At 58.9% G+C, this 18336-nt stretch carries 14 protein-coding genes; 1 reads left to right on the top strand and 13 read right to left on the bottom strand.

The features are described from left to right. Window positions 1–23: 23 nt before the first annotated feature. Window positions 24–1685, bottom strand: a complete 1662-nt coding sequence (gene glgP, locus AC0CW1_RS03640) for an alpha-glucan family phosphorylase (RefSeq protein ID WP_488181718.1) — start codon at window positions 1683–1685, stop codon at window positions 24–26. 278 nt (window positions 1686–1963) lie between these two features. On the opposite strand from glgP, the gene lexA reads away from it, so the two are divergent. Beyond that, the gene (gene lexA / locus AC0CW1_RS03635; protein ID WP_488181717.1) at window positions 1964–2575 is read left to right on the top strand and encodes a transcriptional repressor LexA; all 612 of its coding nucleotides are present in this window, start codon (window positions 1964–1966) and stop codon (window positions 2573–2575) included. Window positions 2576–2807: 232 nt separating this feature from the next. Here the strand turns inward: lexA and AC0CW1_RS03630 are convergent, their stop codons facing one another. The 12 genes from AC0CW1_RS03630 to mutS all read right to left on the bottom strand — a co-directional run bounded on the left by AC0CW1_RS03630 (window position 2808) and on the right by mutS (window position 18244). Then, window positions 2808–3902 (bottom strand): D-alanine--D-alanine ligase, encoded by a 1095-nt coding sequence (locus AC0CW1_RS03630; RefSeq protein ID WP_488181716.1) that lies wholly within the window; start codon window positions 3900–3902, stop codon window positions 2808–2810. Window positions 3903–3996: 94 nt separating this feature from the next. Further along, on the bottom strand, window positions 3997–4476 hold the full coding sequence (locus AC0CW1_RS03625; protein ID WP_488181715.1) for a DUF456 domain-containing protein: 480 nt from the start codon (window positions 4474–4476) through the stop codon (window positions 3997–3999). 162 nt (window positions 4477–4638) lie between these two features. Then, on the bottom strand, window positions 4639–5988 hold the full coding sequence (locus tag AC0CW1_RS03620; RefSeq protein ID WP_488181714.1) for a methionine gamma-lyase family protein: 1350 nt from the start codon (window positions 5986–5988) through the stop codon (window positions 4639–4641). A gap of 71 nt (window positions 5989–6059) precedes the next feature. After that, complete coding sequence (gene hflX, locus AC0CW1_RS03615; protein ID WP_488181713.1) at window positions 6060–7889, bottom strand: GTPase HflX; 1830 nt, start codon at window positions 7887–7889, stop codon at window positions 6060–6062. Window positions 7890–7997: 108 nt separating this feature from the next. Continuing rightward, the gene (locus AC0CW1_RS03610; RefSeq protein WP_488181712.1) at window positions 7998–9155 is read right to left on the bottom strand and encodes an AAA family ATPase; all 1158 of its coding nucleotides are present in this window, start codon (window positions 9153–9155) and stop codon (window positions 7998–8000) included. Window positions 9156–9167: 12 nt separating this feature from the next. Then, window positions 9168–9983: a hypothetical protein gene (locus AC0CW1_RS03605; RefSeq protein WP_488181711.1), complete on the bottom strand. Its 816-nt coding sequence runs from the start codon at window positions 9981–9983 to the stop codon at window positions 9168–9170. A 32-nt stretch (window positions 9984–10015) separates the two neighbouring features. Continuing rightward, window positions 10016–10873, bottom strand: coding sequence for a hypothetical protein (locus AC0CW1_RS03600; protein WP_488181710.1), 858 nt, complete (start codon window positions 10871–10873; stop codon window positions 10016–10018). A 254-nt stretch (window positions 10874–11127) separates the two neighbouring features. Continuing rightward, window positions 11128–11364 carry an RNA chaperone Hfq gene (gene hfq / locus AC0CW1_RS03595; protein WP_488181709.1) on the bottom strand — a complete coding sequence of 79 codons (237 nt, stop codon included), beginning with the start codon at window positions 11362–11364 and terminating at the stop codon, window positions 11128–11130. Next, on the bottom strand, window positions 11361–12461 hold the full coding sequence (gene miaA / locus AC0CW1_RS03590; protein ID WP_488181708.1) for a tRNA (adenosine(37)-N6)-dimethylallyltransferase MiaA: 1101 nt from the start codon (window positions 12459–12461) through the stop codon (window positions 11361–11363). The genes hfq and miaA overlap by 4 nt, the downstream gene beginning before the upstream one ends. Then, window positions 12448–13257, bottom strand: coding sequence for a class I SAM-dependent methyltransferase (locus tag AC0CW1_RS03585; protein WP_488181707.1), 810 nt, complete (start codon window positions 13255–13257; stop codon window positions 12448–12450). Before AC0CW1_RS03585 ends, miaA begins: the two co-directional genes overlap by 14 nt. A 65-nt stretch (window positions 13258–13322) precedes the next feature. After that, complete coding sequence (gene mutL / locus AC0CW1_RS03580) at window positions 13323–15446, bottom strand: DNA mismatch repair endonuclease MutL (RefSeq protein WP_488181706.1); 2124 nt, start codon at window positions 15444–15446, stop codon at window positions 13323–13325. A 2-nt stretch (window positions 15447–15448) separates the two neighbouring features. Next, entirely contained in the window at window positions 15449–18244 is a 2796-nt protein-coding gene (gene mutS, locus AC0CW1_RS03575) for a DNA mismatch repair protein MutS (protein ID WP_488181705.1), read from the bottom strand. Window positions 18245–18336 lie beyond the last annotated feature (92 nt).

The raw sequence follows: 18336 nt of genomic DNA, 5'->3' as shown, positions 1-18336 counted from the left end.
TGCCATTTATTCGATCGTCATCGCTACGGCGACGGATACCCCCGATGCTCCGGATCGACATAGACCCCCATCGGCATGGAGGGGATGTCCAGGTCCTGGGCCGAACGGATCACCTCATACATCACGTCGTAGTATTCGCGGATCATCCGGTGGGACGAAAACTGCCAGCGGGACATGTCAATGCTTGCGCGCATCATCTGGATCCACCGTTGCCGGTCATGATAGTACGTCGGGATTACTTCATTGAGAAGTACCCGGTAGAGTTCTCGCAAGTCTTTCTCGTCCTGCTCCCATTCATTCAGATTCGCTTCCAGAATGGGATTGAGCAGCCATCCGCTCACCCGGTGCTGGAGCCCCTCGCCCACCCAGCCGTCGACGACGCTCAGGTTAAGCACCCCGTTCATGGCGGCTTTCATCCCCGAGGTGCCACTCGCTTCCAAGGGGCGGCGCGGGTTGTTCAGCCAAACGTCACAGCCGCGCACCATGTAGCGCGCCACTTCCATGTTGTAGTTTTCGATGAAGACGACACTCTGGCCGTACTTTTTGGACATGCGCACCAACTGCTGGATGATGTCCTTGCCAATGCCGTCTTGAGGATGGGCTTTGCCGGAAAAAACGAGTTGGATCTTGCCCTCCATCAGCAGCGGCTCGATCACCTCGGAGGAGCGGAAGATCAGGTCGCTGCGCTTATAGGGCGCCGCACGGCGGGCAAAGCCGACGAGCAATGCGTCCGGATTCAACCGGGTGTGGCAGTGCTTTTCGATATAGTCGATCAACTTGACTTTATTCGCCTGGTGAGCCGCCCAGAGATCGCCCTTGCGCTCAAAGGCGTCGCGGATCCCCTCGTCCTGCCAGGTCTGCGGATGCACGCCGTTGGTAATGGAGATGATGCAGGCGGCATCATGAATGTCTTTCCACATGTGGCAGGCCGTCTGCCCGTGCAGCTTGGAAACACCATTGGCAATATGAGACAGGCGTAGGGAGGCTGCCGTCATATTAAAGGGGTCGCCTCCGATTTCGCGGGTCTGTTCGTAGGTCAGTCCGTTGTAGACCTCCATGTGCTGGAGCAGGTCGTGATTGTGGACCTCATTTCCCGCTTCCACTGGCGTGTGGGTAGTGAAGACAATCTGCTTTCGAGTCTCACTCCAGGCGTCTTTATAGGACATGCCCTGTCGCATCTTTTCCCGGATCAGCTCCAGGCCGCAAAAAACCGCGTGTCCTTCATTCATGTGGTAAACATCGACGTTGATGTCTAGGGCGCGCAAAGCCCGGATGCCGCCGACCCCCAGAATGATCTCCGCCGCCACCCGGTCCTGGGCAGCGCCGCCGTAGAGACGGTTCGTCATCCATCCATGCTCGCTGCCGGGGAAATTCGTATCCAGTAGGTAAAGGGGCACATTGCCGAACGTCTCCACTTTGTGGACCTTACAGACCACATCGGCCCCCCGCACCCGTACCTTGACGGTTACGCCTGTTTCTTTCACCGAATCGAAGGTAAAGTTGGGGTATTTGTCGTAGGGGCGGCCGTCTTCCCCGATGTACTGATGGGTGTAATCCTGGTTCCAGAGAATGCCGATGCCCACCATCGGCAGTCCCAGGTCATAGGCCGCCTTCAGGTAATCGCCAGCCAATACGCCGAGACCGCCGGCATAGATGGGCAAGGTGGGGTCTAGGCCGTATTCCATGCAAAAGTAGGCCACACGAGGTTTTTTCGCCCTATCGTCGTTAAGCCTCAAATCGTTTTTTCCAGCGGAAAAGGCGCTCTCCGCCGGAATTCACCTCCCGCCACTGAGAATAGGGTGTCTTTTGCTATCTTGCGCATCTCCAATGAATTCATACGACAGCGCGCGATGGCAATATGTTTTTCCAAAGATAAGGCCTATTTCCGTGAATTGAATGATTACTTGTAAAGATGTTATAATAATTGGCGGAAAAACGGACTTATTCGGGAGGGCCCCTCTTGATGTTCGAGTTGAGCGAACGGCAAAAGTTGATTTTGAAGTATATCCGCACGGAGATCCGCCGCCGCGGCTACCCGCCCTCTGTCCGAGAGATTGGCGACGCCGTTGGCCTGACCTCCAGTTCCACCGTTCACGGTCATTTAAACCGCCTGGAACGAGCCGGTTTCATCCGCCGTGACCCCGCTAAGCCACGGGCCCTCGAAGTGCTGGCGCCCGACGATGAGGACGGCATCAAGCGCCCCATCATCGACATCCCCATCCTGGGACGAATCAGCGCCGGTCGCCCCATCCTTGCCACTGAGAATATTGAAAATACCTTCCCCCTTCCGCTGGATTTTATCCGTTCGGAACAGGTCTTCATCCTGACCGTCCGTGGCGAAAGTATGATCAACGCCGGCATCCATGACGGCGACCTCGTCATCGTCCGCATGCAGCAGACAGCCGACAACGGCGACATCGTCGTGGCCCTCCTCGGCGATGAGGCGACAGTCAAACGTTTTTTCAAGGAAAAGGAGTACTACCGGCTGCAGCCAGAAAACGACTTTATGGACCCCATTTTAATCAAGGAGGTCCATATCCTCGGCAAGGTCATCGCATTGTTGCGAAAGTTCTAAACCAAGCAGGGTGTTTCACTGGCATTGCCAATGGCATCTAATAAACATAAAATAAACATAAAAAACGTAATTGAAAACAAACGTATAAAGACGCCTCTCCAACAAAAAGGAGAGGCGTCTTCGATTTGGTTCTTACTGTTAGGGTATATGGTCATATATACAGGCTCATACTGCCGACATATTTCAGCGCGCTTGCCTTTGACAATCAGCTATATTACAGCACAAAAAACGATTACAGCCGAGGCAGCCTTTCCGTCGCATTACGCTGCTTTTCTCGATGTCGTTCAAGGCCCAGGTCGATAAGTCGCCCGAGCAGTTCCCCATAAGGGAGCCCGGTGGCTTCCCATAGCTTCGGATACATGCTGATCGAGGTAAAACCGGGCAGGGTGTTGATCTCGTTGATGTACACGTCGCCGCTGTCCTTGTCGAGGAGGAAGTCAACGCGCGAGAGGCCGGAACCGTCGACGGCCCGGAAGGCGCGGATGGCCATCTCTTGATACCGGGCCGTCTCTGCTTCTGAGATGGGGGCCGGGATGAGCAGGCGTGAAGATGCGTCAGCATACTTGGCCTCATAATCATAAAACTCTTTGGCCGGGACAATCTCGCCGGGCAGCGACGCCGACACCTCATCGTTACCGAGGACGCTCACCTCGATCTCGCGGACATTAATCCCTTTTTCCACGACTAGTTTGCGGTCATAGCGAACGGCGTCGTCAAAGGCGGTGATCAGTTCCGCCCGGTTCAATGCCTTGGAGATGCCTACGCTGGAGCCCATATTGGCCGGCTTGACGAAGCAGGGATAGCCCAGGCGGCCTTCCACATCGCCGATGACCTGCTCTCGTTCGCTCTCCCACCGTTTGCGCAACACCACCAGATAAGGCAGTTGGGGCAACCCGCTCTGAGCGAAGAGCGCCTTCGTGATCGCCTTATCCATCCCACAGGCCGAAGCGAGGACGCCGCAGCCCACATAGGGGACATTGGCCGTCTCAAAGAGTCCCTGGATCGTTCCGTCCTCCCCGTTGGGGCCATGCAATACGGGGAAGAAGATATCGACAGGTATGATTTGCCCGCCGGCGGCGTTTTCTACCAGGCTGGGACGGGTTGGATCAGCCAAGAAATAGACCCGTTGCCCATAGGGTTTTTGACCGCTTCGCAGATTGTCGATCACCGCCGGCCCCATCCACCAGGCGCCCTGGCGGTCGATGCCGATGGTCAGTACATCGAATCGGGAATGGTTCAAGGCCTTGATGATGGATTGAGCCGATGTGAGGGAAACCTCATGTTCCCCTGAGCGGCCGCCACAGATCACGGCGACGGTTTGTTTCATCGCCAGGTCCCCCTTTCCAAGCAATAAGGACGGGCTGACCCACCCTTTTGTCGTGCCATCAGTGAACATCCTATGCAACCCAAGTCAAAGGCGCTTACCAGACGCGCCAGATGAAAGCGGCGAGCATCGCCAAGGCCAGCAAAAAGCGCAGCGCCGAAGCGCCCGCAAGTCCGAGCACCGTCCCGACGCCAACTTCCAGGGCATTGTCAATGGAACGGCCATGCCAGAGTTCTCCGGCGACAGCGCCGATAAAGGGGCCGGCCACCAGGCCGATCGGCCCAAGCACCAGTAGTCCCAATAAACCGCCAGCAACAGCGCCCCAGGTCCCTGCGGAGGATGCACCAAAACGACGTGCGCCCCAGGCCGTTCCAAGGTAATCAAGTCCCATCGACAAGAGAACTGCGATTAGGTTCAACCCCAAAAACAGCGGCGTCATCTTTTGAAACCCTTCCGCAAAGCCGTAGCCGACCATGGCAAGAAAGATCAGAGAGATGCCCGGAATTACCGGCAAAAAGGTGCCGAGAACGCCGATGAACATGACGACGATTGCTCCGATCAACCAATAATCGTACAAAGTGAGTCTCTCCCCTGTATCATCGCTGTGTCAATTTAGGACTAGTATTTCCACATTATTTGACAAGCTCCTGCACGAGATGGACATGATCACAACAACACGACTGGAGTAAGGCAATCGTCCGGATAATCAAGTCTGAATTACGGTTGAGTTATGGCTGGATCATCGTCTCTGAGAATCTCGGTCAGGCAGCAGCCCCCGTTCGAGCAACGTCTGGGCGGCCGAGAGAGCGCCCATGCGGACGAAGGTCTGCGAGAGCCCCCCCTGAAAATAGACGGCATAGGGATCTCGCATGGGCGCGTCGACGCTCAATTCGCTCGTCGCCCCCTGGATGAAGGTTCCCCCCGCCATGATCACCGGATCGGCGTAGCCGGGCATCGGCGCCGGTTGGGGGACCACATGACCGTCGACGGGGCAGGCCTTTTGCAACCCCTGGCAGAAGGCGACAACCCGCTCTGCACTGCCCAGGGTGATGGCCTGGATGATGTCGCTGCGCTCGGCGTCAAAGCGCGGGGTCACGGCAAAGCCGAGAAGCTCGAAAAGCCGGGCGGCGAAGACGGCGCCGGCCAAGGCCTCAAAGACGACCTGGGGGGCCAAGAACAGACCTTGGAAAAAGAGCCGCCGCCCGCCGGGACTGCTGCCCACATGAGCGCCAATGCCTGGCGCCGTCAACCGCGTTGCCGCCCGGCGGACTAGTTCCTCCCGTCCTGCGATGTAGCCGCCGGTGGGCGCCAGGCCGCCGCCCAGGTTCTTGATCAGCGAACCAGCCATTAGATCAGCGCCCAGAGCCGTCGGTTCCTCTGCTTCCACCAATTCGCCGTAACAGTTGTCGACGAAGCAGACCACATCAGGTCTAACACGGTGGATGGCCTCACAGGCCTCCCCAATCGCCCGCGCCGTCAAGGATGGCCGCAGGCTGTAGCCGCGGGAACGCTGGAAGAGGACGAGCCGCGTGGTCGGACGTAAGCGCGCGAGCATTGCCGTCAGGTCGATGTCGCCGCCGGCGGTCAGGTCCACCTGGTCGTAGGTGACGCCGAACTCGCGCAAGCTCCCCTCGGTCGGTTCCTCTCCCAGGCCGATGACCTCCCAAAGGGTGTCATAGGGGGTTCCTGTCGCCGAGAGAAGTTCGTCCCCCGGCCGGAGAATGCCAAAGAGGGCCGTAGCGATAGCATGGGTGCCCGACACAAACTGCTCGCGCACCAGAGCGCTCTCTGTTGACAACACGCCTGCAAACAGTTCGTCAAGGGTTTCCCGGGCGCTGTCGCCATAGCCGTAGCCAGTCGTCACGCCCAGGTGGTAATCAGAAACACGGCAGTTATGAAAAGCCTCCAGCAACCGCACTTGATGGCGCTCCCGCTGATCCGCCAGCCGGGCGATGACAGGGGCCGCGTCGTTGGCAGCCGCTTCGGCGAGGCGCGCCAGTTCTGGCGCGAGCCGGCCCGATTGGCACAGGCTTGCGATAAGGCCGAGGTTGCTCTTACCTGCTGATTTGATTGCTTCTTCCTGTTTCATTGCTTCTCCCCGTTTTTTGAATACTCAGTTTGTGATTCACTGTATCATCGTATCTCACTTTTTGCTGCTTTTTACGGTTTCGTCGTCTCTTCGCATCTCTGCGTCCCTTGCACGCCCGGAAGTGTTCCTGCAAGGGACTTCTGCACATTGGCCCGGATGCGGATGCCTTCCGCTTCATAGGTCACATCGCGAACGACGCCGTTCCGGTAATAAAGATCGATCTGATTTCCCCGGTCATAAGGGATCAACACATCTACCTCAACGCGATCATCCGGCAAGAGCCGGTCGATTGCCTCCAGCAGGGCGTCAATCCCCTCGCCCGTGTGGGCGGACAGGGCGACCCAGGGATCCGGAGGCTGCAACAAAGCATCCATACCGCCAGGCGGCAACCGGTCGATCTTGTTTAGCACCGTCAGCACCAGCTTCTCGCCAGCGCCGATCTCCGAGAGCACCGCTTCCACTGTCTTCATCTGTTCGGCTGCCGCCGGGTGGGAGGCGTCGACTACATGCAGCAACAGGTCTGCGGCCACGATCTCCTCTAAGGTTGCCCGAAAGGCCTTCACCAGCGAGTGAGGCAGCTTGCGGATAAAGCCGACCGTATCAGAGATCAGCACATCTTTCCCCTCAGGTAAACAGATCCTCCGCGTCGTCGGATCGAGGGTGGCGAAGAGCTTGTCTTCCCCGCCGGGGCTAGGCCCCCCGAGGGGGGCAAAACGCGCCACCAGCAAGCTGCTCAAGGTCGACTTGCCGGCGTTCGTATAGCCAACCATGGAGATCAGGGGCAGATCGGATCGCTGCCGGGAGTAGCGCAACCGTTCCCGGTGGCGGCGGACATGGTTCAGTTCCCCTTCCAATTCGCTCATCCGTCTCCGCAGGTGGCGCCGATCCGTCTCCAGCTTCGTCTCCCCCGGACCGCGGGTGCCGATGCCGCCGCCTAAGCGGGACAAGGCCTGGCCCTGGCCGATCAATCGCGGCAGCAAGTACTGCAGTTGGGCCAGTTCCACCTGCAGTTTGCCCTCTCTGGTCCGCGCTCGCCCGGCGAAGATGTCCAGGATCAAGGCTGTCCGGTCGACGACCCGGATGCCGGTGAGGCTCTCCAATTGCCGTTGCTGGGCTGGTGAGAGTTCCTCATCGACGATCAGCAGATCGGCCCTCGTCACCTGCACAGCCAGCGCCAATTCCCGGATCTTGCCCGACCCGAGATAGGTGGCGCGGTCCGGCCGTTCCAGCCGCTGCGTCATCCACCCGACGATGAGAGCGCCCGCCGTTTCAGCGAGTTGAGCCAGTTCTTCGAGAGGCCCTTCCTCCTCCCCAAGACCTGGTTCAAGACCGATGAGAAAGGCGCGCTCTTGTTCCGCGCCTGTTGACGTCGTCCCCGCCGTTGAGACGCTCTTTTCATAGAGGCGGACCGCCTCCCGCCAGGGAAAGGCGCAAAGTTTCTCATAACCGAACGGCCCGACCGTTTCGATGGCGCCCTCCCCGTCAGGAGACAAATAGGCAACAGAGCCGCGATGGGGTTCAGCGGCGGCAATCACCGCCATGCAGTCAAGCCGCAGTTGGCGAAGCGCCGACAGATCGACATCGCTCAAACAAGGGCTGTCGCCAGGGTGGGTGTGGATGCAGCGGACACCAGCGAGGCGCCGCGTCCCCCGGCGTCCATCATGGTCCGTCATGGCCACCGTGTGGGCGTCGCCGACGACGAGATCGGCCACCCGACCCCGCCGATCGATAAAAAGGGCGACCTCTCGCCCGGTCAGAGAGGTAAACAAAACAAGCTCCTTCCCCGCTTCCGGGTCAAGGAGCAAATCAGCGTCCATCTGCAGTTCCAGCAACCCGCGCAACCGTTCCAGCCGTGCGCGTGCTACCCCATTCAAGTTGCCTTTTATGCGTTCTTCACTCATAGCAATAGTTTACCATAGCCGTGGCCCTTTTGCCTAGCGCGCAGGAGTCCCATGCAGCGCCTCCGCCAGTATAGAGGAGCGCCTGCGCCAGTGTAGGATGCTCTCGGCCTACGGCGATGGCTCCAGGCCGGCAAGGCTGCATCCTTCCAGCATGTCCTGGGCTTCCAACGTCATCAAGGCTTCCCGGGAGATTTTCTGATAGTCGTAGGCATGGAGAAGGCGCACCGCCTGGCGGCGGATCGCTTTTTCGGCGATGTTGCGGACGAGCCGGGCGTTTCCCCGGTGGCGGTGGCCGAATTTCTCCTGGTGCAGCAAAAAGTTGCGCAGCGTCAACCGCGCTTCCCCCGACATGCGGTACTGCCGCTGGGCAACCATAGCGTCGGCGATGGCCAGCAGTTCTGTCGTCGTGTAATCGGGAAACTCCAACTGGATGGGAAATCGGGAGCGAATCCCAGGATTACAGTGCAGGAAATACTCCATCTCGTCCTTATAGCCAGCCAGGATCAAGATCAGACTGTCTCGGTGATCCTCCATCGCCCGGACGAGACAATCAATGCATTCCTTGCCAAAGTCCTTCTCGCCCCCTCGGGCCAGCGAGTAGGCCTCATCGATGAAGAGTACGCCGCCGAGCGCTTTTTTCACCTGTTCGCGCGCCTTGACGGCCGTGTGGCCGATGTATTCGCCGACCAGATCGGCCCGCTCGACCTCGACGATATGCCCTTTCGGCAATACACCCAGTTCTTTGAACAGCCGCCCGATCAGACGAGCCACCGTTGTTTTGCCGGAACCGGGATTGCCTTTGAAGATCATGTGCAGAGCCATCGGTTCGTTGATCAAGCCCTCCTTGCCCCGAAGCTGCCGAATCTCCACAAAGGAGCGCAATTCATGGATGAGCGCCTTGATCTCCTGAAGCCCCACAAGGCCGTTGATCTCATCGAGGATCTCCTGGACCTTGCCTGTGGCTTTGACCTTTTCGCCAACCTTACCGGTCAGCCCCGTCTTCTCCGGTTCCCGTTCCTCTTTGCCTCGTTCTTCTTTACCCCGCTCCTCCTTGCCCTCCGCCAATCCTCCGCGAATCAAGGGGTTCGGGAGGGGCAGCCAGGAGGTCTTGCTCAACAAAGTCGGCTGCGTGTCGGGGTTGATGTTCACCCGGATTTTCAAGTCAGTCACCTCCCGCTTGCCCCGATCCATACATCCTATGACGGCGCCGCCCAGAAAAAAACAAAGCCCGGCGTCGTCGCCAGGCTTTGTCGCGATCTCAAGCATTACTTCGTATCGTTACATGGTGTGCGTCGATTCCCGGTTAACAGGCAACATCCCCTGGCAACCAGATGGAGAAGGCGGCTCGGCATAGAGGCATTGCACCTGCGAACCGTTGTGGAAAAGGACGTAGCGGAGATCGATCTTTCGCTGATTAAGCGTTTGGGCCACGCGCCGCACCTCATCCAATTCCTCAAGGGCAGGTGGGCGGCGATCCTCCTCGGTCCGAAACCAGATGGCCACTGATTGCCCCCCCTCCAAACTGATCCAGGAGGCCAGTTGGAAGGGCTCCTGTGGTCCAAAACAGAGATGGCTGGAACGGCGCACCCCGAGGGTGAGCAATTCCCCTTCTCCGTTTAAAACAACCACAGAGAGGCGACCTCTGCCAAAGCGGTTGTTCAGTTCGTTCAACTCAGGGATGGATTGAGCCGTCGAACCCTGTTCCTCAACCAGTTCATCAAAATCGAAGTCCCAACCGGTGAGCACCTGTTCAAGCAGGACTTCCCGCTGCAGTGATATGTATCGTCCTGTAGAAATGAGCAAGGCGGATCCCATCGCCAACACCCCGGCGGCGATGGCTCGCCCTCCCCCGGAAAGCGCTGTCTCCGCCATGCGCGTCGCTTCACCGACGATGACATCGGCTCCCAGATAAAACAGGGGATAGAGCCCGATCACAAGGCAGCTCGCACCGCCCCGCAGCCACCAGGCGTTCTGTCGCCCGAAACCGCGTTGCACCATGGAAGCCGACAGTTGGTCGCTGAAGTGCGCAATCCCTCCGAAGAGCGCAAACCAGGCGACCATTTCCCATTGGCTTTCCCAGGGGAAGATGCTCATGTTCACCATCTCCGTTCAAAAGAGATGACCTTTTATTCAGGATATTTCGACATAGAGGGCAAATTCCCTGGTCTAGCCGCCGAAATTATTTTGATCTTTCCCTTTTGATCGCCTACCATCAGCTTCCCTTCCTCATTGACCGCCAGCGACGCGATGCCGCCGAGGGAAAAATAAGAGGAGAACTCGCCTGTTCCCTGCCAAACCTCGATGCGTTCATCAGTTCCTACAAAAATATATCCTCTAGGATCAACGGCAAGACCGGTTATCTTCGTCGGCTCGTTACCGTCAGAGAATCGAAACTGCCGTTCCACCGCGCCTTCTCGGTCAATGACGTAGAGCACTCCTTGGGTATCGGCGACAACGGCGCGCCCCCCTTTGAGGGGAACCATGGCGGCAGGAACAAAGGGTAGCTTGTCCAAGGTTTTTTCCATCAGCCAGCCGTTCTCCCAGCGGGCTTCCGCTTTAGACGGTTCGGTTGCGCTGGTGCTGTTCGTACCTCCCTGCGCAGAGCCCCCTTGATCAGAAGCACGCTGAGCAGTCCCCCCTCCTTCCAGTGCGGTTAATCTGGCTGCCGAAGGCGGCGGGGTAAGACCGGCGCCGGAAATTCTCCCTCCGGAGAGCGTGGACACGGTCGTCACGAGGGGGCTCCAACCGCTGTACCAAGCGACCGCCCCTCCCCCCAAAAGCAGCATAGCCGCAATCAGAATCGCGAAGAAAAAACGCCTTGGCGAGCGGGCATTCTTTTTCCGGTGCTTATAGGGGGGGAGCGGAGGCGACAGTAGTCCTCTTGCAGGATCGTTTTCGAAACCGGCAGCGACGATGCGGCCTCTACGCTTTACGCTCTCCGTCGATTCCATCGTATTCTGCCTTTGTTCGGACAGCTCTTCCACTATTCCATCCACCTCAATTCGTTTTTTCTCCGGTGATTAGAGAGTCTCTTCGATCATTGGCGTCAGTCAGAGACCGTAGAGAAGGCAATCTGAGCATCGATTCGAACTGCCAACCGATCATCATGACCGCACCGATCTAACGTATGTATTCTACCAGATTATTTCATAATCCTTCCATTTATTCAAAACAAATCAAGTTTTTGGGCATAAAAAAACGCCTCAAATCAAGTGAGGCGTTTTTTTGACTGCTTCGATTAGGCTTTGGCTGTATCCATGGAAAGCGAGACCGGACGCAAGGGCATGATCGTCGAGATGGCGTGCTTGTAGACCATCTGCTGCTTGCCTTCCACGTCAAGGAAGACGGTAAAGCTGTCAAAGCCTTTGACCATCCCCTTGATTTGGAAGCCGTTCACCAGAAAGATGGTGACCGGGAGGTTTTCTTTGCGCACTTGATTCAGGAATGCATCCTGAAGATTGAGTTGTTTGGTCATCTGAGTGCCCCTCCATCATTTATATTTCTCTCTACATGCCCTCCAAGAGCGTTCCTGACGGCGTCGAAAATACCTTCCATCAGTCTTTCCCGCTCTATGGCGTCGGCGGCAAACCAGATCAGCCGGGTGTCCCGGCGAAACCATGTATACTGACGCTTGGCAAAATGCCGCGTATCCCGCTGCAGTAAGTAGAGCGCCTGAGCCAGGTCGTATTCGCCCTGCAAAAACCCGACGATTTCCTTGTACCCGATGGCTTGCATCGATGGAAGTGTTGGCGGGTATCCCCTGTTGAGGAGCCCTTTTACTTCCTCCACCAACCCCGATTCTATCATGATCCGGGCACGCAGGTCAATGCGACGGTACAACTCTTGCCGTTCCATGGTCAGGGCGATGGGCGCCAGCCGGTATTTCGGCTGCTGGACCGAATCGGCATAGTGAAAATCGCTCTGTCGGCGTCCCGTTAGGTGATAGACTTCCAGGGCGCGGATGATGCGCTTGCGGTCATTCACATGAATCCGCGAAGCCGCCATCGCATCGACCTCGGCCAAACGGTTGTGCATCGCCTGAAGCCCGGCCGCATCGACTTCCTGCTCCAGACGGCGGCGCAGTTCCAGGTCTGTCGCCTCTTCGCTGAATTCATAGTGGTCGATGATCGACCGGACGTACAGCCCGGTGCCTCCCACCAGGATAGGCAGCCTGCCGCGGCTGACGATTTCGGGGATGAGGGTTGTCACCTGGCGCTGGAAGTCGGCCACGCTAAAGGGCTCATCGGGATCAAGAATGTCGATCATGTGATGGGGGATGTCGCCACGCTCCTCCGGCTTTAGCTTCGCCGTGCCAATGTCCATCCCCCGGTAGACCTGCATCGAATCACCAGAGATGATCTCGCCGTTGAAATGCTGGGCCACGGCGATACCGGCGTCAGACTTGCCGACGGCTGTAGGCCCCACGATCAGCACGAGCGGCAGGAGGTCGTCAGTGCCTTGGCCGCCTCGAACGTCGTGACCGCCTTGGCAGACTCGAATGCCTTCGCCTCGCCCATCTTGTCGACCCTGGGCCTCGATCGCCGCTTCGAGCGGAGCCTTACTGTTTCTCAAGGGCTACACCTCCTCCGCTCCAGATGCCATAAGCCACAGGGGCGTGCTTGCCGCATTCGATCCGTTCAGGCGCCAGGCGCTCCCATTCAAGGCTCTCGCGCCGCTCCTTCATGACGACGCGGCGGCGCGCTACCCGACGCGCTTCGGCGATTACCTTCGCTTCCAGCGGCCGGGGGTCGGCCAGTTGCCGCAGACCGCCGATCCCGTTGGAGGCGCGCTGCGGCTGCCGAAACATGGGGTCAAAATAGACGGAGTCAAAACTGCCCTCCGGAAATCCCGCAAGCAGTGTGCGGTGGTCGCCCTGGAGCACACAGATGCGGGCCATGGCCTGGCAGAGTTCCGGAGCCGTTCTCTGCCGCGGCTGTTGCAACCCTTCGCGGACGATCAGCGCAATCAAGGGACTGTGTTCAATCCCAGTCACCTCGCCGTCCTCTCCGGCAGCAAAGGCCGCCACAAGGGCGTCAGCGCCAAGGCCGAGGGTGCAGTCAAGGATCCGGTCCCCTGGGCGGATGTCCAGGGCATGGACGAGGGGATCCTGCTGCCCCCTTCGGAGGGCCCGGATGCGCAGCACGGCCATGTTGGGGTGGAAAAAGAAAGTCTCTTCTTCCTGCCGGAGGGTTAGGTTGTTCTTCTCGACAATGAGCAGCCCCTTGTGACCTGCTTCCTGAGAGAGCCGTTCGGCAGACTTCCCTTCCCTCGGCACATAGACGGCGCCCAGTTCCGCCGCCAGCGAACGGGCCCGTTCCTCGACACCAGGGGTGCTTTTATGAACGGTGGTCACAATCAATTCCTGCAACGGGATTTCTGCGAAAGTATCTGGTCCAGCGCAATGTTCGAAACTATGTTCCTGCGGCGCCATGGTCAACTCCTATGAAAGCGGCGTTCAAGTTCGGCGCGGTCGATGCGCAGCAGATAAGGACGGCCATGGGGGCAGGTGTCATTTCCTTCTAACCGCGCCAGCCGTTGCAGCAAGGCGCTCATCTCAGCATGGCTCATCGCCTTGCCCGCTTTGACAGCGCCACGGCAAGCCAAGCTGCTCAACGCGGCCCCCCGGATGACCTCGCGGTCGCGAAGGCCTTTCATCAGACCGTTCAGCATATCCCGGAGAAGCCCCTCTTCCTCTCCCGGCGGCAATCCGACCGGAACGGCCCGGATCAACAGCGTGTTGCCACCGAAATGCTCCAGGACCAATCCAGCGTCGCGAAGCTCGGCGATGGCCTCAATGGCGCCCTGAAACTCGGCGGGCGTCAAGGTGACTGTCACCGGCAGCAGCAACTGCTGGCTGGCGCATTCACCCGCTTCGTTCAGGTAGCGCTCTCTTAACTCATGATAGAGAACCCGCTCATGGGCGGCATGCTGATCCACCAAGTAGAGGGCGTCGCCGCCCTCGGCGAGGATGTAGGAGCGCTGGAACTGGCCGATGGGGATCCAGTCGCCCACATCCATCGCCGCTAGACGCCCATCTCCCCTCGGAGGTTCCCACTCTGCGCCAACGTTCGATAGTTCTTCCCGGGGAGATTCCATAAGAGCTTTCCCAGAAGACTTTTGCAGGATCTCCTGATACGTTGTTTCCCGAAGTGATTCTTGTAAGCTATCCGGATATGCTCCTTGGAGAGACTGTTCGCGAAATTCCCGGCGACTTTTCTCCAGGGAAACCTCACGGTATTCACGACAGGATTCTTGAAGAGCTCCTGTTGTTTCCGAGTTCTCAACTGAGGACGGCAAATCAGCCTCTGCGCGAAGGAGGAGAAGCCGCTCCTGTCTCCACCGCTCTGCTTCCGCCACAAAGGCCGCCGGGGCTGGCAAAATCTGCTCCTTGATAGCTACAAGAGGAGCGGAAACGTGAGAATGGGCCTGCACCGGAGCAGAGGAAGTCAACGGAGTCAAAGGGCTCAAGGGAGACAATGCGGTCGAAGAGGATGAGTGGGTTACAGGAGGCGAAGAGACCCTATCATTCTTAGAAGGAGCGTCCGACCAGAATGGTCGCGAAAGAGATCGGCCGCGCAGCGCCTGCACAACAGCCTGGCGTGTGAAATCAGCCACATCCCGCTCGCGGTCGATCTTGATCTCCTGTTTGGTCGGGTGGCTGTTAACATCGACCGTTTCCGGCGGCAGTTCCAGATGGAGTACGAAAAAAGGGAAGCGGCCGGCAGGCAGCAGTCCGTGATAGGCTTCTTCCACAGCCTGACTCAAGCTGCGGCAGCGCACCCAGCGCTGGTTGACGAACCAGTTCTGGTGATTGCGGTTGCTCCGGTGCAGCGACGGCGAGCCGAAATACCCCTTCAAAGCCCAGCCCTCTGGCGACACAGCCGACAGGGGCAGCAGAAAAGGGATGATCTCCCGGCCGTAGACAGCCGACAATGTCTCTAATGATTTATTATTCCCTGGGGAGCGGAAGCTAATCTGTTTCCCCTGGGTCAAAGAAAATGCGACATGGGGATGAGCGGCGGCCAGACGCCAGATCACCTCGGCGCAGGCGGAGCCTTCCGCCGTGGCTGAGCGGAGAAACTTGCGCCGTGCCGGCGTGTTGTAAAAAAGGTCTTCTACCTGCACGGTCGTCCCTGGCGGCGCCCCCACCCCTTCGACGGGGTGACGTTTCCCTCCGTCGATCAGCACCCGAGTGGCCTGGCTGTCAATGGCTCGTCGGGTCGTGATGATCAGGCGCGATACGGCGGCGATCGAGGGCAGCGCTTCGCCCCGAAAACCAAGGGTCTGCACCGCCGCCAGGTCTTCTGCCCGGCGAATCTTGCTCGTCGCATGGCGCTCCACACAAAGCTCAGCGTCATCGGCCGCCATACCGCAGCCGTTGTCGACGATGCGGATCAGTTTTTTCCCGCCTTCGGCGAGGGTGACATCGATCCGAGTGGCGCCTGCGTCGAGGGCGTTTTCCAGCAATTCCTTCACGATCGAAGCCGGTCGCTCAACCACCTCGCCGGCAGCGATCTGGTTGACCGTATGGGCGTCAAGGCGTTGAATGACTCCCATGGCTACCTCCCCCGTTTTAGCTTCTTTTGCTGTTTGGCCAACCAGTTAAGGGCATCCAGCGGTGTCATGTGGTTGATGTCCAGCCGGCCAAGATCCTCAGCCAGGCGAGACAGGGCTTCACTGCCTCGGGGTAGCGCGAAAGGGTGGCTCGATTCGCCGAAGAGCATTAACTGGCCGGCATCGCCAGCGCCGAATATACAGGCGGCATCTTCAGCAGGTACATGGGATGGCACATGGGAGGTTTCATGAGTGGCTTCCTTGGAAATGGCGGCGGCAAACCGACTTCCCTCTTGGACGACCGCTGCCGCCGTCACCGGAGCCGTCGGCAAAGCTGTCGCCAACGCTGCGGCCGGCTCGGCGGCGCATCGACCTGATCGCTTCTCCTGGTCGCTTTCCAGGCCGGAGAGGATCTCCCGCGCCCGCAGGATCACCGATGAAGGCAATCCAGCCAGTCGGGCCACCTGGATGCCGTAGCTCTTATTGACGCCGCCAGGGCGAATTTGGTGCAAAAAGACGATGTCATCGCCCGACTCGCGAACGGCGATGGTGTAGCAGCGCACACCAGTCAGCGTCTCTTCCAGGCGGACGAGTTCATGGTAGTGGGTAGCGAAGAGGGACTTGGCCCCCAGTCGCTGGATCGCCTCCGCCACCGCCCAAGCGATGGCCATGCCGTCAAAGGTGCTTGTCCCGCGCCCCACTTCATCAAGGACGACGAGGCTGCGCGGCGTGGCATGGTGGAGGATGTGGGCGACCTCGGTCATCTCAACCATGAAGGTGCTCTGGCCTGTCGCTAGGTCGTCAGAGGCGCCGACACGGGTGAAGATGCGATCCACCACGCCAATCGAAGCGGATGTGGCCGGCACATAGGACCCCACCTGGGCCAAGAGCACAATCAACGCGACCTGGCGCATGTAGGTACTCTTGCCAGCCATGTTGGGGCCGGTGATCAAGAGCAGCGCTTCGCCATCGTCAAAGCGCGTGTCATTGGGCACGAAAACACCCGGCCCGAGATAGGCCTCCACGACAGGATGGCGCCCGCCCTGGATGTGGATCTCCATCCCGTCATGGATGTCCGGGCAGACATAGCCCTGCTCGACGGCCACCTGGGCCAGGGCCGCAAAGACATCCAGATGGGCCACCTGTTCCGCCGTCTTCTGCAACTGCGGCAGCACCGCCTCGACGGCATCTCGCAGTTCCGTAAACAGGCGGTACTCCAACTGAGTCAACTTTTCTTCGGCGCCGAGGATTTTTTCCTCATAGGTCTTTAACTCCGGCGTGATGTAGCGCTCGCCGTTGGCCAGGGTTTGCTTGCGGATATAATCGGCAGGTACGCTGGCCATGTTCGCTTTAGAAACTTCGATATAGTAACCGAAGACTTTATTAAAGCCCACCTTCAGCGACCGGATGCTGGTCCGCTCCCGTTCACGCTGTTCAATGCGGGCCAGCCACTCCTTGCCGGATCCGGCGATCTCCCGCAGTTCGTCCACTTCCGGGTGAAAGCCGCCTCGGATCAGCCCGCCGTCCCGGACAGAGACGGGCGGCTCATCGACAAGCGTGTCGACGATGCGCCGGGCCACCGGAGTGAGCGGATCGATGCAGTTGGCGAGTCTCTCCAGTACTGGCTGTCCCTGGCGCAGTTTGTCCAAGAGCAGCGGCAGCACCTCTAGCGATGACGCCAGGGCGATCAGATCGCGGCCATTGGCGGAGCCATAAGCCACTTTGCCAGCCAATCGCTCCAAATCGTAGACCGCCCGCAAGCCGGCGCGTATATCCTGGCGCAACATGCCGTCCTCGACCAGCGCTGTGACGACGCCCTGGCGCTTGCCGATGGCCTCGGCGTCTGTCAGGGGCTGTTCGATCCATCGCTTGATCAGTCGTCCGCCCATGGCCGTGACGGTCTTGTCGATGACTCCCAAAAGAGAACCTTTGCGGCTGTTCTCCCGCATCGTCTGGGTCAGTTCCAGGTTGCGGCGCGTGGCCGGGTCCAGGCGCATGAAGCGGTCTGTCGTGTAGGTCTGCAAGCGGGTGATATGGGGCAGATTCGCCTTCTGCGTCTCCTGGACATAGCGCAAATCGATGGCGGCGGCGACGATGGCCGCCGGCCAGTGGGCACAGCCGAAGGCTTCCAGGCTGGACAGCTTGAACTGCCGCTTGATGACCGATGTGGCCTGTTCAACCGTTAAGCCTTCTGCCGGATAGGGGCTGATCAAGATGCCCTGCTTCTTCCACCCCTCCGTCAGGTCGGGGAAGTTAGCCGCCACGGCGGGATGCACGAGCAGTTCCTTTGGGCTTAGGCGGGTGATCTCCCCTTGAAAGGCGGACAGGTCGCGATCATGCCAGCGCGCCGCCAAAAAATCACCGGTAAAAACATCGAGCGCGGCCAACCCCCACTCATCGGAGAAGTGGGCCACCGCGACGAGGTAGTTGTTGCTCTTTTCTTCGAGTACGTTCGTGTCCATGAGGGTGCCTGGGGTGACGACTCGGACAATGTCCCGCTTCACGATCCCCTTGGCTGCCCCCGCGTCTTCCACCTGTTCACAGATAGCAACCTTGTATCCCTTCTCAACAAGACGCGATATGTACCCTTGGACAGAGTGGTAAGGCACGCCACACATGGGGATGCGCTCTTCCAGGCCGGCGTCCCGTCCCGTGAGGGTAATCTCCAACTCTCGCGACGCCAGAAGCGCATCGGGACCGAACATCTCGTAAAAATCGCCGAGACGGAAAAGGAGGATCGCGTCCGGCTGGCGATTTTTTATCTCCTGATATTGTTTCATCATGGGAGTGACAGCTTTCATATCTCAACCTCGAACCCAAAAAGTCTCACCGGGTTTTCCCGTACAAGAGCAATTATAACAGGCATCTGAAAGGATGTCGCGAAGAAAGGATG

Source organism: Heliomicrobium sulfidophilum (assembly GCF_057715735.1).
Note: the sequence above shows the minus strand (reverse complement) of the source record. Positions and strands in the feature narration are given on the sequence as shown.

Bases quoted from the DNA above. Each gene is read 5' to 3' on its own strand.
- AC0CW1_RS03610 (WP_488181712.1), bottom strand. From the start codon at position 9,155: ATGCTTGAGATCGCGACAAAGCCTGGCGACGACGCCGGGCTTTGTTTT.
- mutL (WP_488181706.1), bottom strand. From the start codon at position 15,446: ATGGGAGTCATTCAACGCCTTGACGCCCATACGGTCAACCAGATCGCT.
- AC0CW1_RS03630 (WP_488181716.1), bottom strand. From the start codon at position 3,902: ATGAAACAAACCGTCGCCGTGATCTGTGGCGGCCGCTCAGGGGAACAT.
- mutS (WP_488181705.1), bottom strand. From the start codon at position 18,244: ATGAAAGCTGTCACTCCCATGATGAAACAATATCAGGAGATAAAAAAT.
- lexA (WP_488181717.1), top strand. From the start codon at position 1,964: ATGTTCGAGTTGAGCGAACGGCAAAAGTTGATTTTGAAGTATATCCGC.
- hflX (WP_488181713.1), bottom strand. From the start codon at position 7,889: ATGAGTGAAGAACGCATAAAAGGCAACTTGAATGGGGTAGCACGCGCA.
- glgP (WP_488181718.1), bottom strand. From the start codon at position 1,685: ATGGAATACGGCCTAGACCCCACCTTGCCCATCTATGCCGGCGGTCTC.
- AC0CW1_RS03605 (WP_488181711.1), bottom strand. From the start codon at position 9,983: ATGAGCATCTTCCCCTGGGAAAGCCAATGGGAAATGGTCGCCTGGTTT.
- AC0CW1_RS03620 (WP_488181714.1), bottom strand. From the start codon at position 5,988: ATGAAACAGGAAGAAGCAATCAAATCAGCAGGTAAGAGCAACCTCGGC.
- hfq (WP_488181709.1), bottom strand. From the start codon at position 11,364: ATGACCAAACAACTCAATCTTCAGGATGCATTCCTGAATCAAGTGCGC.